Origin of the sequence: Kluyvera ascorbata ATCC 33433 (assembly GCF_000735365.1) — a bacterium.
Classification (GTDB): domain Bacteria; phylum Pseudomonadota; class Gammaproteobacteria; order Enterobacterales; family Enterobacteriaceae; genus Kluyvera; species Kluyvera ascorbata.
In genome coordinates, this window is the sequence record NZ_JMPL01000064.1 from 1 (window position 1) to 23200 (window position 23200).

General features: G+C 54.7%; 18 protein-coding genes. 17 read left to right on the forward strand and 1 reads right to left on the reverse strand.

Annotated features, from left to right (window positions below; all coding sequences use genetic code 11):
- The 4 genes from motB to GKAS_RS14960 all read left to right on the forward strand — a co-directional run.
- Window positions 1-793 (forward strand): flagellar motor protein MotB (motB, locus tag GKAS_RS14945; RefSeq protein ID WP_035895227.1); only part of this gene is annotated, 793 nt, incomplete at its 5' end.
- Between the two features lie 4 nt (window positions 794-797).
- Window positions 798-2837: a chemotaxis protein CheA gene (cheA, locus tag GKAS_RS14950; RefSeq protein WP_035895229.1), complete on the forward strand. Its 2040-nt coding sequence runs from the start codon at window positions 798-800 to the stop codon at window positions 2835-2837.
- 22 nt (window positions 2838-2859) lie between these two features.
- A complete protein-coding gene (gene cheW / locus GKAS_RS14955; RefSeq protein ID WP_035895231.1) occupies window positions 2860-3363 on the forward strand; it encodes a chemotaxis protein CheW in 504 nt (167 codons plus the stop codon).
- Window positions 3364-4011: 648 nt separating this feature from the next.
- Window positions 4012-5286 carry a porin gene (locus GKAS_RS14960; RefSeq protein ID WP_246870740.1) on the forward strand — a complete coding sequence of 425 codons (1275 nt, stop codon included), beginning with the start codon at window positions 4012-4014 and terminating at the stop codon, window positions 5284-5286.
- Window positions 5287-5488: 202 nt separating this feature from the next.
- Here GKAS_RS14960 and GKAS_RS14965 read toward each other — a convergent pair whose 3' ends face one another.
- Window positions 5489-6751 (reverse strand): dicarboxylate/amino acid:cation symporter, encoded by a 1263-nt coding sequence (locus tag GKAS_RS14965; protein WP_035895233.1) that lies wholly within the window; start codon window positions 6749-6751, stop codon window positions 5489-5491.
- Window positions 6752-7010: 259 nt separating this feature from the next.
- On the opposite strand from GKAS_RS14965, the gene tar reads away from it, so the two are divergent.
- The 13 genes from tar to GKAS_RS15030 all read left to right on the forward strand — a co-directional run.
- Window positions 7011-8666, forward strand: a complete 1656-nt coding sequence (tar, locus tag GKAS_RS14970; RefSeq protein WP_035895234.1) for a methyl-accepting chemotaxis protein II — start codon at window positions 7011-7013, stop codon at window positions 8664-8666.
- 38 nt (window positions 8667-8704) lie between these two features.
- Window positions 8705-10309: a methyl-accepting chemotaxis protein gene (locus tag GKAS_RS14975; RefSeq protein WP_035895236.1), complete on the forward strand. Its 1605-nt coding sequence runs from the start codon at window positions 8705-8707 to the stop codon at window positions 10307-10309.
- Between the two features lie 23 nt (window positions 10310-10332).
- Window positions 10333-11199, forward strand: a complete 867-nt coding sequence (cheR, locus tag GKAS_RS14980; RefSeq protein ID WP_035895238.1) for a protein-glutamate O-methyltransferase CheR — start codon at window positions 10333-10335, stop codon at window positions 11197-11199.
- The gene (locus tag GKAS_RS14985; RefSeq protein WP_035895240.1) at window positions 11196-12245 is read left to right on the forward strand and encodes a protein-glutamate methylesterase/protein-glutamine glutaminase; all 1050 of its coding nucleotides are present in this window, start codon (window positions 11196-11198) and stop codon (window positions 12243-12245) included. The genes cheR and GKAS_RS14985 overlap by 4 nt, the downstream gene beginning before the upstream one ends.
- 16 nt (window positions 12246-12261) lie before the next feature.
- Window positions 12262-12651 (forward strand): chemotaxis response regulator CheY, encoded by a 390-nt coding sequence (gene cheY / locus GKAS_RS14990; RefSeq protein WP_024552273.1) that lies wholly within the window; start codon window positions 12262-12264, stop codon window positions 12649-12651.
- Window positions 12652-12661: 10 nt separating this feature from the next.
- Window positions 12662-13306, forward strand: a complete 645-nt coding sequence (cheZ, locus tag GKAS_RS14995; RefSeq protein WP_035895243.1) for a protein phosphatase CheZ — start codon at window positions 12662-12664, stop codon at window positions 13304-13306.
- Between the two features lie 242 nt (window positions 13307-13548).
- Window positions 13549-14400 (forward strand): helix-turn-helix domain-containing protein, encoded by an 852-nt coding sequence (locus tag GKAS_RS15000; protein ID WP_035895244.1) that lies wholly within the window; start codon window positions 13549-13551, stop codon window positions 14398-14400.
- Window positions 14401-14559: 159 nt separating this feature from the next.
- A complete protein-coding gene (locus GKAS_RS15005) occupies window positions 14560-15810 on the forward strand; it encodes an MFS transporter (RefSeq protein ID WP_246870741.1) in 1251 nt (416 codons plus the stop codon).
- A 26-nt stretch (window positions 15811-15836) separates the two neighbouring features.
- Window positions 15837-18500 carry an alpha-L-rhamnosidase gene (locus GKAS_RS15010; RefSeq protein WP_035895249.1) on the forward strand — a complete coding sequence of 888 codons (2664 nt, stop codon included), beginning with the start codon at window positions 15837-15839 and terminating at the stop codon, window positions 18498-18500.
- A 150-nt stretch (window positions 18501-18650) separates the two neighbouring features.
- The gene (gene flhB, locus GKAS_RS15015) at window positions 18651-19802 is read left to right on the forward strand and encodes a flagellar biosynthesis protein FlhB (protein ID WP_035895251.1); all 1152 of its coding nucleotides are present in this window, start codon (window positions 18651-18653) and stop codon (window positions 19800-19802) included.
- Window positions 19795-21876, forward strand: a complete 2082-nt coding sequence (flhA, locus tag GKAS_RS15020; protein ID WP_035895252.1) for a flagellar biosynthesis protein FlhA — start codon at window positions 19795-19797, stop codon at window positions 21874-21876. The genes flhB and flhA overlap by 8 nt, the downstream gene beginning before the upstream one ends.
- Window positions 21876-22268 (forward strand): flagellar protein FlhE, encoded by a 393-nt coding sequence (flhE, locus tag GKAS_RS15025; protein ID WP_035895254.1) that lies wholly within the window; start codon window positions 21876-21878, stop codon window positions 22266-22268. The genes flhA and flhE overlap by 1 nt, the downstream gene beginning before the upstream one ends.
- A gap of 269 nt (window positions 22269-22537) precedes the next feature.
- Window positions 22538-23200: MFS transporter (locus tag GKAS_RS15030; RefSeq protein WP_035895256.1), on the forward strand; the 663-nt coding region annotated here is incomplete at its 3' end.

The following is a 23200-nucleotide window of genomic DNA, read 5'->3' on the forward strand; positions in this document are numbered from 1 at the left end:
GCTTATCTCCATCTCAAGCCCGAAAGAGCTTATTCAGATTGCTGAGTATTTCCGTACCCCGTTGGCGACGGCTATCAGCGGTGGCCCTCGGATGGCGAACAGCGATAGCCCGATCCCCGGCGGCGGTGATGATGTCACCCAGCAGCAGGGGGAAGTGCAGAAACAGCCGAATATTGACGACCTGAAAAAACGGATGGAGACCAACCGTCTCAAACGGATTCGCGGTGAGCTGGACCAGCTGATTGAAGCTGACCCTAAACTGCGCGCGCTGCGCCCGCATCTGAAGATTGACCTGGTTCAGGAGGGGCTGCGTATTCAGATTATCGACAGCCAGAACCGACCAATGTTTAAAACAGGCAGTGCCGAAGTGGAACCGTATATGCGCGATATTTTGCGCGCGATAGCCCCGGTACTGAATGAAATACCGAACAAAGTCAGCCTGTCTGGGCACACGGATGATTACCCCTACGCTTCTGGCGAACGAGGCTACAGCAACTGGGAACTGTCGGCCGACCGCGCCAACGCCTCGCGCCGCGAGCTGGTTGCCGGCGGGCTGGATGATGGCAAAGTTTTGCGCGTTATCGGGATGTCTAACTCGATGCGCTTATCAGAGCACGGTGGCAACGATGCGATTAACCGTCGTATCAGCCTGCTGGTGCTGAATAACCAGGCTGAGCAGGCCATTCTCCATGAGAATGCCGAGAGCCAGAATGAACCTTTAAGCGTAATCCAGTCGCCGAATACCTCTTCAGCAGCGGCAGGGACTACGCCGCCACAACCCGACTCGAGGTGATAGCGTGAGCATGGATATCAGCGATTTTTATCAGACATTTTTTGATGAGGCCGATGAACTTCTGGCCGATATGGAACAGCATCTGCTGAACCTGGTAGTGGACGACCCTGATGCTGAACAGCTGAATGCTATTTTCCGCGCTGCGCACTCGATTAAAGGCGGCGCGGGAACCTTTGGCTTTACCGTGTTGCAGGAAACCACGCACCTGATGGAAAACCTGCTGGACGAGGCTCGTCGCGGGGAAATGCAGCTCAGCACCGATATTATCAACCTGTTTTTGGAAACCAAAGATATTATGCAGGAACAGCTCGACGCCTATAAAAGCTCCACCGAACCGGACGCTGCCAGCTTCGAATATATCTGCAATGCGCTGCGCCAATTGGCGCTGGAAGCGAAAGGTGAAAGTGTCCCTCCCGTGGCGGGTGGTGCGCGCTTAAGCGTGGTAGACAACGCAACGCAGCAGGCGGAGGTATCAGCTAACGCGGATGCATCGGCTGTTGCCGGGAAAAAACAGATTACGCTCTCACGCCTGAAGGCGGGCGAGCCGGATATGCTGGAAGAAGAGCTGAACAACCTGGCGACGTTAAGCCAGGTCAGCAAAACGGCCGATAGTTTAACCGCCGTGATAGAGGGCGGCGTGGACGAAGATGATATCGTCGCCGTGCTGTGCTTTGTCATCGAAGCCGATCAGATTGACTTTACTACCGCGCCTGCGGCCGAGGAGAAAGCGCAAGCCGAACCTGACGTAATGGAAGAAGTGGTCGCTGAACCGGTTGCCGCCGCAGTCGCAACGGCGGCTGCACCAAGCCCGGCTGCACCGCGCGCAGAACGCGAAAAACCAGCCGCCCGTAGCAGCGAATCGACCAGCATTCGCGTCGCGGTAGAAAAAGTTGACCAGTTGATTAACCTGGTTGGCGAATTGGTTATTACCCAATCCATGCTGGCGCAGCGCTCGAACGCGCTTGATCCTGTATCGCACGGCGATCTGATTACCAGCATGGGGCAGTTGCAGCGCAACGCGCGTGACCTCCAGGAATCGGTGATGTCGATTCGTATGATGCCGATGGAGTATGTCTTTAGCCGCTTCCCACGCCTGGTTCGCGACCTGGCGGGCAAGCTTGGCAAACAGGTTGAACTGACGCTGATGGGCAGCTCAACCGAACTCGATAAAAGCCTGATTGAACGCATTATCGACCCGTTAACGCACCTGGTGCGTAACAGTCTCGACCACGGGATTGAACTGCCGGAAACGCGTCTCGCCGCCGGGAAATCGGCCGTGGGCAACCTGATTCTGTCCGCAGAACACCAGGGCGGTAACATCTGTATCGAAGTTACCGACGACGGCGCGGGGCTGAATCGCGAGCGTATTCTGGCGAAGGCGATGTCGCAGGGCATGGCGGTAAATGAAAGCATGACCGATGAAGAGGTCGGGATGCTGATTTTTGCGCCGGGCTTCTCGACGGCGGAGCAGGTGACTGACGTCTCCGGGCGCGGCGTGGGAATGGACGTGGTGAAACGTAACATCCAGGAGATGGGCGGCCACGTTGAGATCCAGTCGAAGCAAGGGTCCGGTACCACCATCCGCATCTTGCTGCCGCTGACGCTGGCGATACTGGATGGTATGTCGGTCAAAGTCAGCGAAGAGGTCTTTATCCTGCCGCTTAACGCGGTGATGGAGTCGCTGCAGCCGCGCGAAGAAGATCTGCATCCGCTGGCAGGCGGCGAGCGCGTGCTGGAAGTCCGCGGTGAATATCTGCCGCTGGTGGAACTGTGGAAAGCGTTTGAGGTTCAAGGGGCGAAAACCGAAGCGACGCAGGGCATTGTGGTTATCCTGCAAAGCGCGGGGCGTCGCTATGCGCTGCTGGTGGATCAACTGATTGGTCAGCATCAGGTGGTGGTGAAAAACCTCGAAAGCAACTATCGCAAAGTGCCGGGTATTTCCGCGGCCACCATTCTTGGCGACGGCAGCGTCGCGCTGATTGTCGATGTCTCTGCCTTGCAGGGGCTCAACCGTGAAAAACGTCTGGCGAGCACCGCCGCCTGATACGCAGAAATAAGGGAACAACATGACCGGTATGACGAATGTAACAAAGCTGGCGGGTGAACCGACTGGGCAAGAATTCCTGGTATTTACGCTGGGCAATGAAGAGTACGGCATCGATATTCTGAAGGTGCAGGAGATCCGTGGCTACGATCAGGTGACGCGCATTGCGAACACCCCGGCCTTTATTAAAGGCGTGACTAATCTCCGTGGCGTGATTGTGCCGATTGTTGACCTACGCGTGAAGTTCAGCCAGGAAGATGTCGAGTACAATGACAATACGGTGGTTATCGTGCTGAATCTCGGCCAACGTGTTGTGGGTATCGTTGTGGACGGCGTGTCCGATGTTCTTTCTCTGGCCGCCGAGCAGATTCGCCCGGCGCCGGAGTTTGCCGTGACGCTTTCTACCGAATATCTGACCGGGCTTGGCGCATTGGGCGACCGTATGCTGATTCTGGTGAATATTGAGAAGCTGCTCAATAGCGAAGAGATGGCATTGCTGGATAGCGCGGCAAGCCACGCAGCATAATGGCCATAGGGTTCATCGTCATAAAACGATGAACCCTATTTTATCGCTGAAGTTTGAATATTTAAAATTTGTGATTTCAATACCTACCTGGTTCTCAATTCCTGATAACACCCACTTTATTTTATTTATGATTTATGCACCTCGATAAAATATAAATATTCTCAAAATGAATAATTCAATCAGATCAATAGAATTAATATATCAATAATTTCAATTGCTGCGATGGGGATATATCGAAAATTCATTGGGTGTAAATGAAATCAACCTAGGTTGACGATAGGTTAGCGCGCTATGAAAAAATAATGTTAATGTAATTAATGATATTGGTAGTCGATGTTGTTTTTTAATGTACTGTAATTATTAATAAATGGTTTATCATTTATAATTAGCAATAATTATATCTATATTTGAATTGGATTATTCATAAATTGAATTCTAAATTCATCAAACTGTAAAAATATAATCATTATGTGATTGCTGGAAAGGAAATAATTCTTAGTGATCATTGTCTTATTTTTTATTATTCCGCGTAGTAAATAGAATCTTTCTGCAATTAATATTTCCCTCGTGGAGAGAACGCTTTCTTTCCCACTTATAAATTTAACGTTATCAAAAAACATAATCTTAAATATTGATTAAGGGATTTCTATGCGCGTAAAAACAGTAATGATTAAACCCTCTATTATCGCTCTGGCCATTACCGCAGCGGTAGGCGCTCCGGCATATGCGCTGGCTGCCAGCGGCGACTTCGCCTCGCCAGCCTATACGGCGACGCAAACTAAAGGTGAGATGGTTTATCAGGGCGATGACACGGCAATTTCTATTATGGGTTCCATTCGCCTGTATGCCAAAGATGACTCCGCGCATAGCGTAGAACATAATATCCAGAACAACGATTCACGTCTGGGCGTCGCGCTGCGTCAGAAAATTAATGATAAAGGCTATTATGCCGCCGGTTATTATGAAACTGGTATGCACGGTCTGGATTCCGCGACTGACGATCAGGGTAACGATGTTTACACCCGCCAGGCCTATGCCGGTTTAGGAAACGATGAATACGGTGTTATTACCTTCGGTAAACAATACGCGCCAACCGACTGGGGTTTGGGTATTGATACGACTTACGCTTATGGCGGTAAGGCAAAACATGACACTGCCGGGATGTCGACCGATATTGTTAACTCGGCAGCTATTTACTATTACAACACCAAAGCATTTACCGTTGGCGTGATGGGCCAGGGAAATGATGATGTGGATAGCATTGGATTTGGCAGCGGCTACGGCGATGGCCCGGATATGCATGATGCCTATCATGATGGTTCTGCTACCGTACATGGCGGCGGTGCGCTGGCGGCGCAATATCGCTTTGATAACGGCGTCTCTATTTCTGGCGCGGCGGCATATAACAACTATACGGTGAATCAGGGAACGGAAACGATCAACGAAGATTACGGTACGACAGGCGGCACCGTACCGGTTACCTATGTTACCGGCCCATCCTATGACGGTAATACTTACTCCATGGGGATGAACGCCAAATACACCGCGAACTTCGACGGTTTCACCTGGTATAACGCCGCGCAGGCTACCTATTACATCAACAAAGTTGATGATGTTAATGCGGCAAGAAGCGGTACGAGCAATGCCACCGATGACCAGGAAACGATTCTCGGTCTGGAATATGCGTCCCAGTTTAAAATTACGCCGGAGTGGAGCGTATACGCCAACTTTGACTGGACCGAAGGCGGTGACGCGATGGACGGTCAGCACTTCCAGTCCACGACGTTGGGTACCGATTACTGGTTAGGTAAAAATGCCGTGACCTATATTGAATACGGCTATGAGAAAGCCAGCGGCAATACGGATGACAGTTATAACGTTTCCGATCACCTTGCTGCGGTCGGTATGCGTATCTTTATCTAAACCTTGTTTTATCCCGTCTCTGGCCAGTGAGGCGGGCTTTTTCATTGCGCTTAAGTCTTTGCTTTTGGGTCGTCGGGGGAAGGGGAGTCAACTTCAGGGCGGCTGTGAAAGGTTTTTGTTGGATTTAGCCAGACCCTGGGGTCTGGCTTTTGTTTGGGGGCATTCCCGGCCAGGCGAAGCGCCGCCGGGAACGGCTCAAATATTACATATTCTGCTGCACAACCTCAGGCTCAACTTCTTCGAGCTGACCTTCGTTATGCGACAGCATCGCCGTCGCCACGCCGTTACCCAGCACGTTAATCGCCGAGCGACCCATATCGAGGAAGTGGTCGATACCCATCAGCAGCAGGATACCCGCCACCGGAATATTAAAGCTCGGGATGGTGGCTGCCAGCACGACCAACGCGGAGCGCGGTACCCCGGCGATGCCTTTGGAAGCCAGCATCAGCGTCAGCATCAGCACGGCAATCTCAGAGAAGCTCAGGTGGATGTTGTACGCCTGGGCGATAAACATCGAAGCAAATGAGCAGTACACCATCGACCCGACCAGGTTAAATGAATAACCAATCGGCAGTACGAACGACACGATATTGCGCGAGCAACCGAATTTGGTCAGCTGTTCCAGCGTTTTCGGGTAAGCCGCTTCAGAGCTGCTGGTAGTAAACGCCACCAGTACCGGGTCTTTCAGCATGCCGAGCAGACGGAAAACGTCTTTCTTAAGCACCATGTAGCCCAGCGCAACCAGCACGCAGCAGGTCAACAGAATAGCCACATAGTAACCGCCGATGAACGAGGCGTAGTTCAGCAGGATCCCCAAACCTTCCGTCGCAATCACCGAAGAGATAGCTGCGAAAATAGCCAGCGGCGCAACGTACATCACGTATCCGGTGACCTTCAGCATGATATGGGAAACCACGTCCAGCGCGGCAACCAACGGGGCGTTGAACTTCTGTCCCAGCGACGCGCCGCCAATACCGAAGAACATCGAGAACACCACAATCTGCAGGATTTCGTTATCCGCCATCGCGCCAACGATACTGGTTGGGATTGTGTGGGAAAGGAAACCTTTCAGGCTCATACCGCTGACGGCGAGGCCGGTATCAACGGTATCTTTGGGAATGGCCAGATTCAGACCGCTGCCAGGGTGCTGCAGCGTCACAATAAACAGGCCCACCAGAATAGACAGCACCGAAGAGCTGATAAACCAGACCATCGCTTTGCCGCCGACGCGACCAATCGTCGAGGTCTCGCCAAGCTTCATGATCCCAACCGTCAGGGTACTGAAGACTAACGGTGCGATGACCATTTTGATTAAGCGTAAGAAGATATCGGTAAGCAGCGTGATGTTACTGGACCAGACTTGAATGGTGGTTGCGGATGCGTAGGAATGGATCATTGCGCCAGTCAGAATGCCTGCCAGCATGAAAATCACGATAAAAACCGTGAGTTTATTTGCGTTTGCCACGAAAAAATACCCCGTCAGATTACAAAAGTGTCGTGCGATGAAAAATGCTTTTTTAGTTATGTAATGTCATTAATCATTCACCACATAAATTGTATGAAAGTGAGGTGATTTACAACTTTTTTTATGATTTATAAAAAACGTTGTTATTCAGTGACTCGCGTCAGCACCGCATCAACCCTCAGATTTTTACTCTCCCGGCACTTAAGTTTCTTTTTGGGATGCCGATAACAGCCGTAACAAGTCATAGAGAAGGTGCTGTATGTTAAACCGTATCCGCGTTGTCACGCTGCTGATGTTGGTGCTGGTCGTCTTCGCACTTTTGCAGCTGGTCTCCGGGGGCTTTTTGTTCTCCTCGTTGCACCAGAACCAACAAAGCTTTGCATTATCTAATACGCTTCGAACCCAACAGGCAGAGCTCACGAAGTCGTGGGATCTGTTATTGCAAACCCGTATCAACCTGAGCCGTTCTTCGGCCAGGATGATGATGGATACCGCCAATCAGCAGAGCAGCGCAAAAACCGAACTGCTGAAAAATGCGCGTACCACCCTTGAGCAGGCGGCAGGTCATTTCGCGCGTTTCAGCGAAACGCCCGCGCTTCCCGCGATGAGTGATACCAGCCAGCAGGTCACGAAAACCTACCAGAACTACTATGCTGCCTTACAGGAGCTGGTGGGGTTCCTGGAAAACGGCAATATGGATGCCTACTTCGCTCAGCCAACGCAGGGAATGCAAAACGCGCTGGGTGACGCGATGACTCAGTATGCGACCCAAAGCGAAGGCCTCTATCAGCACGCGTTTACCACCAGTAGCCGCGATTACCAGATTGCCCGCTGGCAACTGCTGGTACTGGCGGTGGTGCTGGTTATCGTGATGGTGGGCGCGTGGTTTGGTATTCGCGCCATTCTGCTTAAACCGCTGGCATCGGTCATGGGCCATATCCGCCATATTGCGGCGGGCGATCTGACCCAAAGTCTGACGCTGCGCGGACGCAACGAAATCACCGAACTGGCGGGAACCGTCAGTCATATGCAAGCCTCACTCATCGATACCGTAACGCATGTGCGGGAAGGGGCCGAGGCGATTTATCACGGTACCAGTGAAATTGCCGCCGGGAACAACGACCTGTCGGCGCGAACCGAGCAGCAGTCTGCTTCCCTCGAAGAAACGGCTGCCAGCATGGAACAGCTGACGGCGACCGTGAAGCAGAACGCCGAAAACGCCCGTCAGGCCTCGCATCTGGCGCAAAGCGCTTCTGAGACCGCCCAGCGCGGCGGCAACGTGGTCAACGGCGTGGTGAACACCATGCACGAAATTGCCGCCAGTTCGCAGAAAATCTCCGATATTACCGGCGTTATCGACGGTATTGCCTTCCAGACCAATATTCTGGCGCTGAATGCCGCCGTCGAAGCGGCGCGCGCGGGTGAGCAGGGCCGCGGCTTTGCCGTCGTCGCCGGTGAAGTGCGTAATCTGGCAAGCCGCAGCGCGCAGGCGGCAAAAGAGATCAAAGCCTTAATTGAAGATTCTGTCTCCAGGGTCGATACCGGTTCTGTGCTGGTAGAAAGCGCAGGCGAGACCATGACCGATATTGTGAATGCCGTCACCCGCGTGACCGACATTATGGGCGAAATCGCCTCTGCTTCAGATGAACAGAGTCGCGGTATCGACCAGGTGGCGATAGCCGTCGCAGAAATGGACAGCGTCACCCAACAAAACGCCGCGCTGGTGGAAGAGTCGGCAACCGCCGCCGCCGCGCTGGAAGATCAGGCCGAACGTCTGAACCAAGCCGTTGCGACTTTCCGTCTTAACGTAGCGTCCGCGCAGCATGCAACAAAAGCGGCTCAGGCACCGACAGTGGCAAAACGCCTCGCGTCGAGTCCCGAACGCAGTACCGATACTAACTGGGAAACATTTTAATTTTATCTGCGGTCTTTGCCGCCTTTAGGAGTGTGGTGATGCTTTATCGTATTCGAATCTCTACCACGTTGTTTCTGATTTTGATTCTCTGCGGCATTTTGCAGATTGGCAGTAACGGACTCTCTTTCTGGGCTTTTCGCGATGGGCAGCAAAACATTAATCAGATAGACCAGAGCAGCCAGCAGTTGAATACCCTAACGGAATCGCGCGCTGCGATGCTGCAGGCCAGCACGATGCTGAACAAAGCCGGCACGCTGACGGCGCTGAGCTATCCGCCGGATGAAGTGCGCGGCATCGTTGATGACGTGAAACAGAATCTGTCGCAGGCCGATGCGCTATTCCAGGGCTTTATGGCGCTGCCGCTGATGAGTGAGCACGATAAAGAACTCCAGGCCCAGACGGCGACAACCTTTACCGCCTGGCATGAAATGTTAGCGCACCAGACGGCGTGGCTTGAGAACAACCAGCTGTCTGAGTTTGTTGCGGCACCGGTGCAGAAATCGCAGGACCAGTTTGATAACGACTACGAAAGCTGGCGCAAAAATATCGAGACCTACGTGGCTTCCGCTGAACGCGAAAGCCAAAGCGATTATCAGCGTTCGACCATTACCTTTATTGGCATGGTGATTATCTCTGTGCTCATCACCGTCGGTGCGCTGTGGTGGGTGCGCCATATGGTGGTCAAGCCAATGGATATCATCAGCAGCCATTTTGACAATATTGCCCACGGCAACCTGGCGCGTCCGATTGCCGTTTACGGTAAGAACGAAATCAGCGCCATCTTTGCCGGTCTGAAAACCATGCAGCAATCGCTGCGTGACACCGTCGGTCAGGTGCGCGAAGGCAGCTATGCGATGCATACCGGCATTTCGGAAATCGCCGCAGGGAATAACGATCTCTCCTCACGCACCGAACAGCAGGCGGCATCGCTGGCGGAGACTGCCGCCAGTATGGAGCAGTTGACGGCAACGGTGAGCCAAAACGCCGATAACGCCCGCCAGGCTTCAAATCTGGCTCACGGTGCGGCGGATACGGCGAAGCGCGGCGGTGAGCAAGCCTCCCATGTGGCTCGGACAATGCAGAACATCGCCACCAGTTCGCGCAAGATTAGCGACATTATCAGCGTGATTGACGGTATTGCCTTCCAGACCAATATTCTGGCGCTGAACGCGGCGGTGGAAGCCGCGCGTGCCGGTGAACAAGGGCGTGGGTTCGCCGTTGTGGCCGGTGAGGTGCGCAACCTGGCAAGCCGTAGCGCACAGGCAGCAAAAGAGATCAAAGGGCTAATTGAAGAGTCGGTTGCCCGCGTGCAGGAAGGTTCCGCACTGGTGGAAACCTCCGCAAATACCATGACCGAGATTGTGCAGTCCGTCACCCGCGTAAACGACATCATGGGTGAAATCGCCTCCGCTTCTGACGAGCAGCGTCGCGGAATTGAACAGGTGGCGCAGGCGGTAACGCAGATGGACCAGGTCACCCAGCAGAACGCCTCGCTGGTGGAAGAGGGCGCGGCGGCCACGCAGCAGTTGGCCGATCAGGCCGATCGCCTGACCAACGTCGTATCGGTATTTTCGCTGGAAGAAATCAAAGCAGCGGCGCCGCGCGAAAGCGTAGAGCTGGCTGCGGTACCCGCAGTTTCGTGAATGATGTGATGTAAGAAGGCGCTATGACTGTATCTCTGCCAAATGGGCAATCGCAACTACTGAGCCAACTGACACAGCGCCTGACGCTCACCGACGGACAATTCCGTCGGATCTGTCAACTGATCTACCAGCGCGCCGGGATCGTGCTGGCCGATCATAAGCGTGACATGGTTTATAACCGCCTGGTGCGGCGTTTACGCACGCTGAACCTTGACGACTTTGGTCACTATCTCAGCCTGCTGGAGGCCAACGGCGACAGCCCCGAGTGGCAGGCATTTATTAACTCGCTCACCACGAACCTGACGGCATTTTTCCGTGAGGCGCACCATTTTCCGACGCTTGCCGAGCATGCGGCGCGTCGGCAGGGGGAGTATCGGGTGTGGAGCGCAGCGGCATCGACGGGCGAGGAACCTTACTCCATCGCCATCACCCTTGCCGATACGCTCGGAACTGCGCCGGGCCGCTGGAAGGTGTTTGCCAGCGATATCGACACCGAAGTGCTGGAGAAAGCGCAGAGCGGTATTTACCGCATGGACGAGCTGAAAACGCTCTCCCAGCAGCAGCTGCAGCGCTATTTCATGCGCGGAACCGGGCCACATTCTGGCCTGGTACGTGTGCGTTCTGAGCTGGCGAACTACGTGGACTTTTCCACGCTGAATTTGCTGAATGCTCACTACAACATACCCGGGCCGTTTGATGCGATCTTCTGTCGCAACGTGATGATCTATTTCGATAAGACCACGCAGCAGGAGATCCTTAAACGCTTTGTCCCGCTGCTGAAACCGGACGGGCTGCTGTTTGCCGGACATTCGGAAAACTTTAGCCATCTTGCCCGTGAGTTCAGCCTGCGTGGACAAACGGTCTATGCGTTAAGTAAGGGAAGAACATGAAAAAAATAAGGGTCCTCTCCGTCGATGATTCCGCGCTGATGCGGCAAATCATGACGGAAATTATCAACGAGCATGACGACATGGAGATGGTCGCCACCGCGCCCGACCCGCTGGTGGCTCGTGACCTGATAAAAAAATTTAATCCTGATGTATTAACGCTGGACGTGGAAATGCCGCGCATGGATGGCCTCGATTTCCTCGAAAAACTGATGCGTCTGCGCCCGATGCCGGTGGTGATGGTGTCTTCGCTGACCGGGAAAGGTTCGGAAGTCACGCTACGCGCGCTGGAGCTGGGGGCGGTGGATTTTGTCACCAAGCCGCAGCTTGGTATTCGCGAAGGAATGCTGGCTTACAGCGAAACCATTGCCGAGAAGGTGCGTGCCGCTTCGCGAGCACGTATTAGCGCCCATAAGCCGCTGCCGGCTCCGGTGACGCTTAAAGCCGGTCCGCTGCTGAGCTCTGAAAAATTGATTGCCATTGGTGCCTCTACGGGGGGTACCGAGGCGATTCGTCATGTGCTGCAGCCGCTGCCGCTTTCAAGCCCCGCGTTGCTGATAACCCAGCACATGCCGCCGGGTTTTACCCGCTCGTTCGCCGAGCGTTTGAACAAGCTGTGCCAGATAACGGTAAAAGAAGCCGAGGACGGCGAGCGCGTCCTGCCGGGCCATGCCTACATTGCGCCGGGCGATAAACATATGGAGCTCGCGCGTAGCGGGGCCAACTATCAAATCAAAATTCACGACGGGCCGCCGGTTAATCGCCATCGCCCGTCGGTTGATGTGCTGTTTCATTCGGTTGCGAAGCACGCGGGGCGTAACGCCGTGGGGGTCATCCTCACCGGCATGGGCAACGACGGTGCGGCCGGGATGCATGCCATGTTTCAGGCGGGCGCCTGGACCATTGCGCAGAATGAAGCCAGTTGTGTGGTGTTCGGCATGCCGCGTGAGGCCATCAATACCGGTGGCGTCAGCGAAGTGGTCGATCTTAGCCAGGTAAGCCAGCAGATGCTGGCAAAAATCAGTGCCGGACAGGCAATACGTATTTGATCAGGAGAATTATTTTATGGCGGATAAAGAGCTTAAGTTTTTGGTTGTGGATGACTTTTCCACCATGCGTCGCATCGTACGCAACCTGTTAAAAGAGCTGGGATTTAACAACGTTGAAGAAGCGGAAGACGGCGTGGATGCGCTGAATAAGCTGCAGGCGGGCGGGTTTGGCTTCGTGATTTCTGACTGGAACATGCCGAACATGGATGGCCTCGAGCTGCTGAAAACCATTCGTGCCGACGGTGCAATGGCGGCCATGCCGGTGTTGATGGTAACGGCTGAAGCGAAAAAAGAGAACATCATTGCTGCCGCACAGGCAGGGGCCAGTGGCTACGTGGTGAAACCGTTTACCGCCGCGACGCTGGAAGAGAAGCTGAACAAAATCTTCGAGAAACTGGGCATGTAAGGTGACGAACATGATGCAATCTTCCATCAAGCCCGGCGATGAACACTCTGCCGCGGATATTATCAGCCGTATTGGCAATCTGACCCGTATGCTGCGCGACAGTTTGCGCGAGCTGGGTCTGGACCAGGCGATTGCGGAAGCGGCAGAGGCGATTCCCGATGCCCGCGATCGTCTCGATTACGTGGTACAGATGACCGCGCAGGCGGCTGAACGCGCGCTTAACAGCGTTGAGGCATCGCAGCCGCATCAGGATGAAATGGAGAAGGGCGCAAAAGCATTGACCAAGCGTTGGGATGAATGGTTTGAAAACCCGATTGAGCTTGCCGATGCTCGCGAACTGGTGACCGATACGCGCAAATACCTTGGCGATGTGCCGGGTCATACCAGCTTTACCAACGCGCAGCTGCTCGACATCATGATGGCGCAGGATTTCCAGGATCTGACGGGTCAGGTTATCAAGCGCATGATGGATGTGATTCAGGAGATCGAACGTCAGCTGCTGATGGTTCTGCTGGAGAACATCCCGGAACAGGGCGCACGCCAGAAGCGTGAAAACGACAGCCTCCTTAACGGACCACAGGTCGACACCTCCAAAGCCGGCGTAGTTGCCAGCCAGGATCAGGTAGACGACCTGCTGGACAGCCTCGGCTTCTAAGCCACTGTAGCCCGGCCGAGCGAATGCGACGCCGGGAAATCCCGCTTCACCCCTATCTGCATTTCCCGAAAATGAAACCAGCGTCACGCTGGCTTACGCCTGAGTGCCACTCCGATATATAGACTTGTCATAATTATTACGCTTAAATAGTTATCAATGAGACCTGCAACAATATTTATTTTTTAATCCTTGCTATTAGTTAAGGTCGGAATGTTATTTCCCAAATAAAATCGGGAGTGCTCATGCGGATATTACGAGATAGTGATTTTTTTCACTCTGATCAACATGCGTTTTGCCTTTTTACGATGAATAATCAGCTAATGGAAGGTGTGCATGGGCATGAATTTGATGAGCTGGTTATTGTTCGTGATGGCAGCGGGTTTCATATTGTTAATGATATTGTCCACTTTATTTGTAAGGGTGATTTCTTTATCGTAACAAAAAATGATACGCACAGCTACGTTTCCACTAATCATCTCTCGGTGATTAATATATTAATCCGCAGAAATCATAACTTTCATTTTTTACAGCATATCGACACTCTGCTGCAATGCGTGAAAACGCAGCTGCAGTCACGCAACGACCGCACCCTGACCTCGAGGGCGCTGGCCAACATCGAGGCCTGGAGCGACCAGATTGTTTCTCGTAACGAGAACGACTACGACGCGCTCTATTTTTCGCAGTGTGAAGCGGCATTCCTCAACGTTGTCAACACGCTTTGTCAGTGCGGACGCCAGACGGAGGTGCTTAACGCGGAAGAGAGAGGACAGGCGAGTCTTATCAGGACGCTAAAATCTAACAGCCTTCGGCAGCTCGACTGGGGGGCACTTAGCGATGAAAGCGGCGTCGCGCGACGCACGATGTTTCGCTTTATTAAACGCATTACCGGCTATACCCCGGTAAGATTCCAGATGCTGTTTCGGGTTCTTAAAGCTCAGGAGCTGTTACGGACTACTGATAAAACGGTGAGCGAAATAGCCGCCCGCTGCGGTTTTATGAATGGAATCAGATTAACCGAATCATACCGACGATATTTTAATTATTCTCCGACTCATGAACGGGAACTACATTCTCGCGTGTTAACGCGGATCTGATTTTCGGCTAATAACGACAATAAAACGACTGCAATTTTATCTCAACAATCGTAGTGAGAGGGGATTTTGCACGCTTCTCCTTTCGCGCTCAGCATTAAGGGATTCGTCATGGCAAAAAATAAAACGCCCGGCCCCTGGTATATTGGGGTGGTGTCAGGAATGGCATCGTATATAGACTCGGCGGCCATTGTTTCTAATGGTACCGCGTTGGTTATTTATCAAAAAACCATTGGCATTACTGCGCTGGAAATTGGCATTTTATCCGGCTTATTAACCCTCTGTATTGCCGCCGGAGCGTTCTGCGGTGGCCGTCTTGGTGACCGTATCGGGCGGCGTAATGTCTTTATTATCACCATGGCGATGATCGTTCTCGGTACGCTGGCGTTAGCCTTTGGACTGAGCTTCCATTTCCTGCTGCTTGGCACCCTGCTGGTGGGTTTGGCGACGGGAGCCGATTTACCGGTTTCGCTGGCGACGATATCGGAAGCCGCCTCTGACGACAATCGCGGCAAGATTATCGGCCTGTCGAATCTACTCTGGCTGGTGGGTATCGGCGCGACGATGGGGATCTCGGCGGTGGTGGGGGACTGGGGGCAGATTGGCGCGCAAATCATGTATATGCACGTCGGTCTGGTGGCAGCGGTATTGCTGATTCTGCGCTGGTCAATTCCCGAATCGCCGCTGTGGCTTGCCGCACGTGATGAACAGCGGCGGGGCGTGGCGACCGTTCGCGCCCAGAAAAGCGGCTGGCGCGACCTGCTTGATGCTAAATATCTGTGGCCGTTTCTCTCGCTGTGCGTCTTTTACACCTTCACCAATCTGGCGGCTAACACCGGCGGGCAGTTTGGCACCTTTGTTGCCGTCAACGTTGTCGGTATTTCGGTCAGTACAAACTCGCTGTGGGGGCTGCTTATCCTGCCCGTGAGCGTGGCATCGGGTCTGCTGTTTATGCGCATTGTGGATACCGATAAACGCATTCCCTTTTTCATCTTCGGCGCGGTGATGATGTCCGGCGGTTACTTCGTGCCTGTACTGCTTAATTTTTCTCCTCTCTCCTGGTTCTGCTGCTTGCTGTTTACCAATATCGGCACCGGCTTTGCCTTTGAAGGGATTATGAAAGTGTGGGCTCAGGAGTCGTTCCCGACCATGCTGCGCGCCACCGCCCAAGGGGTGATTGTTGGCGTGGCGCGTTTGACCTGTGGCCTGCTGGCCTTCGTGACGCCGGTGCTGTTGAGCGCCGGACCGATAGTTCTCTATTGCCTGCTAACGGCAGTTGTCGTGGCCGGAATGATCATCGGCTGGCTCTGCTTCCACGGCAGGCAGCGCAATGAATTCAATGCAGAAACGGAAATGGTCGCCACGCCCGGGAGCGCCGTTTCTTCACGCGACACTATGCAGGTAAAAGCCTGAAAAATTAAGTCATTGAGGAAATCACTATGTTGGCCGTAGAAAAAGTAACGCTCAATTATGAAACCACGCTGGCGGGTTGCGAAACGCTCCCGGTGTTCGGCTGGACTATCAGTAGCACTCTGCGCAATGTTGTTCAGCGCAGTTGGCGATTGCAGCTGGCAACGTCGATGCAGTTTGATGAACTGCTGTATGACAGCGGCGACATTCATGACGAACGCTCTAATAACATCATCCTGCCGGATATCGAATGCGCCCCTTCAACCCGCTACTACGTGCGGGTGAAGATTACCGATAATCACGGACAGGCAAGCGACTGGAGCCCGGAAGCTTCATTTATCTCCGGTCTGCCTGCCGCAGCGTGGCAGGGCGATTTTATCTCCGCGGAAACGCCGCAGGAGAAGGACGTCTCAAAAGGGACGCTGCTGCGCCATGATTTTAGTTTGCCGCAGGCCAACGACATTGTCTGTGCGGTGGTTCATGCCAGCGCGCTGGGGCTGTATCAATTGTGGATCAACGGTGAAAAGGTGGGGGGCGATGAGCTCGCGCCGGGCTGGACCAGCTATCACCATCATCTTCTGTACCAGACCTGGGACGTCACTGAGCGTCTGCGCCGTGGGGACAATACCATTGGTGCGATGGTGGGTGCCGGTTGGTATAAAGGCGATATGAGCTTTAACCGCTACCGTAATTACTACGGCGAGCAGACCGGTTTTATTTGTCACCTTGTGGTGACGCTGCGTGACGGGAGCCAGCAGGTGATCGCCAGCGGCGCTGACTGGCAGGCAAGCGACTCGGCGATTCTGTTCTCCGAAATTTACGACGGCGAAATCTACGATGCGCGCCGCGAACAACGCGGTTGGTGTGAACCTGGCTTTGATGCTCGGGGCTGGCGCGAGGTGAGCGTACTTGCCGCGGACCGTGCGGTGCTGCAGCCCCAGACCGCTTGCCCGGTAAGGGAAATAGAGCGGCTCGCGCCGTGGTCACTCTTCACTACGCCGAAGGGGGAAACGGTGCTTGATTTTGGCCAGAACCTCAGCGGTTGGGTCGAATTTAAGGTGCGAGGGGCCGAGGGCGATAACGTATCGCTACGCCATTTTGAGGTATTGGACGCGGAGGGGAACGTCTATCTGGCGAACCTGAGAACGGCAAAACAGCGGATTGACTATACCCTGCGCGGGGGGGAAGAGGAGCGATATCATCCGCACTTTACCTTTCAGGGCTTCCGTTATGTGATGATTGAACGCTGGCCGGGAACGCCGAAACTTGATGATTTTGTGGCGGTGGTTCTGCATTCAGCGATGACTCCGACCGGTTCCATTGAAACCTCAAATGCTGAGCTTAATCAGTTGCATCACAATATTCTCTGGGGGCTGAAGGGAAACTTTGTCGATATTCCAACGGATTGCCCGCAGCGTGACGAACGCCTTGGCTGGACGGGGGATGCGCAGATTTTCTGTCGTACCGCCAGCTATCTGATGCAGACGGATACCTTCTTTGCTAAGTGGTTGGCGGATCTTGCGCATGATCAGACGGCTGAAGGCGGGGTACCGCACGTGATCCCCGATATCCTGACCGGTAAATGCGATAACGACCGCTTCCTGTCACATGGTCGCACCCATTCGTCCGCTGCGTGGGCCGATGCGGCGGTGATTAATCCGTGGACGCTATATCTAATGTATGGCGATACCCAAACGCTGGCACGCCAGTACGGCAGCATGAAGGCGTGGGTCGAGTTTATGCGGGCGAACGCGGTCGACAATATGTGGTCGTGGAAGCTGCAGTTTGGCGACTGGGTGGCGCTGGATGCCCGCGAAGGCAGCTATTTTGGCGCGACGCCGAACGAACTGACCTGCATGGCCTACTACGCGCTGTCAACGCAGCTGTTGGCAAAGTCGGCGAAAGTGCTCGGTCATGTGGAGGACGCGGAACGCTACGAGGAACTGCATGCGTCGATTGTTGACAGCTTCCACCGCGAGTTCTTTACCCCGAACGGCAGGCTAGCGGCGAGAACGCAAACCGCGCACATTCTGGCGCTCTACTTCCAACTGGTCCCGGAGGCCTACCGTGAACGCACGGTGCAAACCCTGCTGACGCTGTTGGAAGAGCAGGATGGTCACCTGGTGACCGGGTTCGTCGGCACGCCATACTTCTGCCATGCGCTCAGTGAGAACGGTCAGGCCGACGCCGCGTGGAAACTGCTGATGAAAGACGATTTCCCGTCCTGGCTGTATCAGGTGAAAGCCGGGGCGACCACCATCTGGGAGCATTGGGACGGCGTGAAGCCGGACGGTACCATGTGGAGCCCGGACATGAACTCGTTTAACCACTATGCCTATGGTGCCATTGGCGAATGGCTGTACCGGGCGGCGGCGGGAATCAATACGCAAGAAGAGGCTCCGGGCTTTAAACGCTCGGTGCTGTACCCGATTCCGGGCGGTAATCTGGCCTGGCTGAAAGCGCGCTACGCCTCGGTATATGGCGATATCAGCGTGCACTGGACGCAGGAAGGGGCGCAGGAAAGTCAGACGATAACCCTCGAGGTTGAGATCCCGGCAAACACCCGCTCGACGCTGGTGCTGGACAGGGCTCATACGCTGCTGGAGGCGGACGGTCTCGACTTTACGCCGGTGGCCGAAGGGTATCGCGCTGAGGTTGGTTCAGGGCGTTATCGGGTTGTGTTCTTGCGCTAATCATGCAGGCCGGATAAGGCGTTGATGCCGTTATCCGGCCTACAAAATCCATAAACGCCCGAATTCCTCTACTTTCATTCCGTTATTCCCCGTATTGGCAAACTCGCGCATCGAGATAATACTCGCGACCGTAATTGTGAGAGTGCAGCCGTGGCAGAAGAAAGCGACGACGACAAAACAGAAGACCCCACACCCCAACGACTTGAAAAAGCGCGTGAAGAGGGGCAAATCCCGCGTTCCCGCGAGCTGACATCCGTGCTGATGCTGCTGGTGGGCGTTTGTGTGCTCTGGTTGGGCGGGGAGTCCCTTGCGCGTCGGCTGGCGAACCTGCTTTCCGGCGGGCTGCGTTTTGATCACAGTATCGTGAACGATCCTAATCTGATCCTCGGGCAGATAATCATGCTGCTCAAAGAGGCCATGCTGGCGCTGCTGCCGCTGATTGTCGGCGTGGTGACGGTGGCGTTGGTGGCCCCGATGATGCTCGGTGGCCTGGTGTTCAGTACTAAATCCCTCGCGCTCAAGCTCGACAAACTTAACCCCCTGCCGGGCATTAAACGCATGTTTTCCGCACAAACGGCGGCGGAGCTGACAAAAGCCATTATGAAAGCGGTGCTGATGGGCACCGTTGCGGGCTTCTTTATGTGGCTGCACTGGCCGCAGATGATGCGTCTGGTGAGTGAGTCACCGCTGTCTGCCATGGGCAACGCGCTGAATATGGTTGGCCTTTGCGCGCTGCTAGTCGCGCTTGGCATCATCCCAATGGTCGGTTTCGACGTCTTCTGGCAGATCCACAGCCATCTGAAAAAGCTGCGCATGTCACGTCAGGATATTCGTGACGAATTCAAACAGAGCGAAGGTGACCCGCACGTGAAAGGGCGTATTCGCCAGATGCAGCGTGCCGCAGCGCGTCGCCGCATGATGGCGGATGTCCCAAAAGCAGATGTTATCGTCAATAACCCGACCCACTATTCTGTGGCGTTACAGTACGACGAAAACAAAATGAGTGCGCCGAAAGTGGTTGCCAAAGGCGCGGGGCTGGTGGCGCTGCGCATTCGTGAAATTGGGGAAGAGAACCGCATTCCGATGCTGGAAGCCCCGCCGCTGGCACGTGCGCTGTATCGTCATGCGGATATCGGTCAGCAGATCCCCGGCCAGCTTTATGCGGCGGTGGCGGAAGTGCTGGCCTGGGTCTGGCAGCTTAAACGCTGGCGGCTCGCGGGCGGTCAGCCGCCGAAAAAACCGGATAACTTACCGGTGCCAGAGGCACTGGATTTTTTGAACGAGAAGGACTCTGATGGCTAATCTTGTCGCAATGCTGCGTCTTCCCAGCAACCTGAAATCCACCCAGTGGCAGGTGCTCGCCGGGCCGGTGCTGATTTTGCTTATCCTGTCGATGATGGTGCTGCCGCTGCCGGCCTTCGTCCTCGACCTGCTGTTTACCTTTAACATTGCGCTGTCGATTATGGTGCTGCTGGTGGCGATGTTCACCCAGCGCACCCTGGAGTTTGCTGCGTTCCCGACCATTCTGCTGTTTACCACCTTGCTGCGCCTGGCGCTGAACGTGGCCTCGACTCGTATCATTCTGATGGAAGGGCATACCGGCGCGGCGGCGGCGGGGAAGGTGGTTGAAGCCTTCGGCCACTTCCTGGTCGGCGGTAATTTCGCCATCGGTATCGTGGTGTTTATCATCCTCGTTATCATCAACTTTATGGTTATCACCAAGGGTGCCGGGCGTATCGCGGAAGTTGGCGCGCGCTTCGTGCTGGACGGGATGCCGGGTAAACAGATGGCTATCGATGCCGACTTGAACGCCGGGATCATCGGGGAAGATGAAGCGAAGAAACGACGTTCTGAAGTCACTCAGGAAGCGGACTTCTACGGTTCGATGGACGGTGCGAGTAAGTTCGTTCGCGGTGATGCCATCGCCGGTATTCTGATCATGGTCATCAACGTCATCGGTGGCCTGCTGGTTGGCGTATTGCAGCACGGGCTGGATCTCGGTAAAGCGGCGGAATCGTATACGCTGCTGACCATTGGTGACGGTCTGGTTGCACAGATCCCCGCGCTGGTTATCTCCACCGCGGCGGGTGTTATCGTGACGCGCGTGAGTACCGAGCAGGACGTGGGCGAGCAGATGGTTGGCCAGCTGTTTAGCAACCCGCGCGTCATGCTGTTGAGCGCCGGGGTACTGGGTCTGTTGGGCCTGGTTCCGGGCATGCCGAACCTGGTGTTCTTGCTGTTCACCGCCGCGCTGTTAGGTCTGGCCTGGTGGATCCGCGGTCGTGAAATGAAAGCGCCGGAACCGCAGCAACAAGCTAAACCTCAGGAAGCGAGTACTCAGGCGGTAGAAGCGACCTGGGGCGATGTACAGCTTGAAGATACCCTCGGTATGGAGGTGGGCTATCGCTTGATTCCGATGGTAGATTTCCAGCAGGACGGTGAGCTGCTGGGGCGTATCCGCAGTATTCGTAAGAAATTCGCCCAGGAGATGGGCTTTTTACCGCCGGTGGTGCATATCCGCGACAACATGGATCTGGCTCCCGCGCGTTACCGCATTTTGCTTAAAGGGGTAGAAATTGGCAGCGGCGAAGCCTATCCGGGACGCTGGTTGGCAATTAACCCCGGCACCGCAGCCGGGACGCTACCGGGTGAAGTCACCACCGACCCCGCCTTCGGACTGGCCGCTATCTGGATTGAAAGCGCGCTGAAAGAGCAGGCGCAAATCCAGGGCTTCACGGTAGTAGAAGCCAGTACCGTGGTGGCTACGCATCTTAACCATTTAATAAGCCTGCACTCTTCAGAACTGTTCGGTCGCCAGGAAGCGCAACAGCTGCTGGATCGCGTGTCGCAGGATATGCCTAAGCTGACGGAAGACCTGGTGCCGGGCGTCGTGACGCTGACCACGCTGCATAAGGTGCTGCAAAATCTGCTTGATGAGAAGGTACCGATTCGCGATATGCGCACCATTCTGGAAACGCTGGCGGAGCATGCGCCGATTCAGACCGATCCTGGCGAGTTAACGTCGGTGGTGCGCGTGGCGCTGGGCCGGGCGATTACCCAACGCTGGTTCCCGGGGAACGACGAAGTGCAGGTGATAGGTCTGGATACGCCGCTGGAGCGTCTGTTGCTGCAGGCGCTGCAGGGCGGTGGTGGTCTGGAGCCGGGTCTGGCGGACCGTCTGCTGGCGCAAACCCAGGAGGCGCTGTCGCGTCAGGAGATGCTCGGTGCGCCGCCGGTGCTGCTGGTGAACCATGCGCTGCGTCCACTGCTGTCACGATTCCTGCGTCGTAGCCTGCCGCAGCTGGTGGTGCTGTCAAATATGGAGCTTTCCGACAACCGTAATATCCGCATGACGGCAACCATTGGAGGTAAGTAATGCGCAGATTACTGCTATTACTTTGCTTGCCGCTGATGGCGCAGGCGGCGGGTGAGGGAGCCTGGCAGGAGAGCCGTATGGGCATTACGCTTAACCATCGCGGCGTTGCTGCCTCGTCAGCCCCCTTGATCTCGTCGCAGCCCGTTCAGGGGGCAACAACGTTGGTGGCCTGGCGCTATGAGCTTAATGGCCCAACGCCTGCGGGATTGCGCACCCGGCTTTGTTCGCTAACCCGCTGCACTGAACTTGATGCCCAGAGCGGTACTACCATGGCATTCAGCCAGGTATCCGCGGCGGAACCGTTTCGCTTCATCTGGGAAGTTCCCGGGGGAGGGCGGTTAATTCCAGCTTTGAAGGTTCAAAGCATACAAATTATCGTCAACTACCGCTAACTGCCGCACATTTCACCAATCGCCACCGCAATCCGGTGGCGATGTCGCATTTCTGGTCCTTCCTTTTGATCGTAAAGAAACGTTGTTTTATAAATCAGTGACGCATATGCCACGACTCTTTGCATTTTTGCCAATCCCACGCCTGTGCTGGCAGAAATAGGAAGGTATCCCTTTACGCATACTTTTACTGTAGCCGTGTCAGTACTCCTTTGGTGAAGCTCTAGCGCGCCGAAGGAGTTCCAATAATAAAAGGCACAGGATTGACGGCAATGAATAGAACGCGAAAAATAGGACTGGTGAATTACTTCGCCTACGGTTCGGGCGATTTTCTCGGTGCAGGTACCACTGCGCTGACCGCCGCATGGCTCCTCTACTTCTACACCACCTTCTGTGGGTTATCTCCCATTGAAGCCACCTTTATTTTTGCTACCGCCAGGGTTCTGGATGCAGTGGTCAGCCCGCTAATGGGCTTCTTAACCGATAACTTTGGTTCGACCTGGTTCGGTAAACGCTTTGGTCGCCGTAAGTTCTTTATTCTGCTCGGCATTCCTTGCGTGTTCAGCTACTCCTTTATGTGGATAGGGGAGATGAGCTTCTGGTACTACCTGGTGACCTATCTCATCTTTGATGTGGTCTACACCATGATTCTGGTGCCGTATGAAACGCTGGTGCCGGAAATGACCGACGATTTCAAACAGAAGACCAAATTCTCCGGCGCGCGTATCGGTATGGCACAGATGTCAGCGATTCTGGCCTCCTTCCTGCCGGGCATCCTGCTGACTCACTTTGGTAAGGACAACGCGGTTTCCTTCTTCTACGCAAGCCTGGTGTTCTCCGTGCTGTGCGCGCTGATGCTGACCTTCGTCTGGTTCTTTACCTGGGAACGCCCGCGTGAAGAGTGGACCGCGGCGGCGCTGCAGGCTGAAGCTGAG

Coding starts and splice junctions, on each gene's coding strand:
- cheW (WP_035895231.1), top strand. CDS start 2,860: ATGACCGGTATGACGAATGTAACAAAGCTGGCGGGTGAACCGACTGGG.
- GKAS_RS14960 (WP_246870740.1), top strand. CDS start 4,012: ATGCGCGTAAAAACAGTAATGATTAAACCCTCTATTATCGCTCTGGCC.
- tar (WP_035895234.1), top strand. CDS start 7,011: ATGTTAAACCGTATCCGCGTTGTCACGCTGCTGATGTTGGTGCTGGTC.
- GKAS_RS14975 (WP_035895236.1), top strand. CDS start 8,705: ATGCTTTATCGTATTCGAATCTCTACCACGTTGTTTCTGATTTTGATT.
- cheR (WP_035895238.1), top strand. CDS start 10,333: ATGACTGTATCTCTGCCAAATGGGCAATCGCAACTACTGAGCCAACTG.
- GKAS_RS14985 (WP_035895240.1), top strand. CDS start 11,196: ATGAAAAAAATAAGGGTCCTCTCCGTCGATGATTCCGCGCTGATGCGG.
- cheY (WP_024552273.1), top strand. CDS start 12,262: ATGGCGGATAAAGAGCTTAAGTTTTTGGTTGTGGATGACTTTTCCACC.
- cheZ (WP_035895243.1), top strand. CDS start 12,662: ATGATGCAATCTTCCATCAAGCCCGGCGATGAACACTCTGCCGCGGAT.
- GKAS_RS15000 (WP_035895244.1), top strand. CDS start 13,549: ATGCGGATATTACGAGATAGTGATTTTTTTCACTCTGATCAACATGCG.
- GKAS_RS15005 (WP_246870741.1), top strand. CDS start 14,560: ATGGCATCGTATATAGACTCGGCGGCCATTGTTTCTAATGGTACCGCG.
- GKAS_RS15010 (WP_035895249.1), top strand. CDS start 15,837: ATGTTGGCCGTAGAAAAAGTAACGCTCAATTATGAAACCACGCTGGCG.
- flhA (WP_035895252.1), top strand. CDS start 19,795: ATGGCTAATCTTGTCGCAATGCTGCGTCTTCCCAGCAACCTGAAATCC.
- flhE (WP_035895254.1), top strand. CDS start 21,876: ATGCGCAGATTACTGCTATTACTTTGCTTGCCGCTGATGGCGCAGGCG.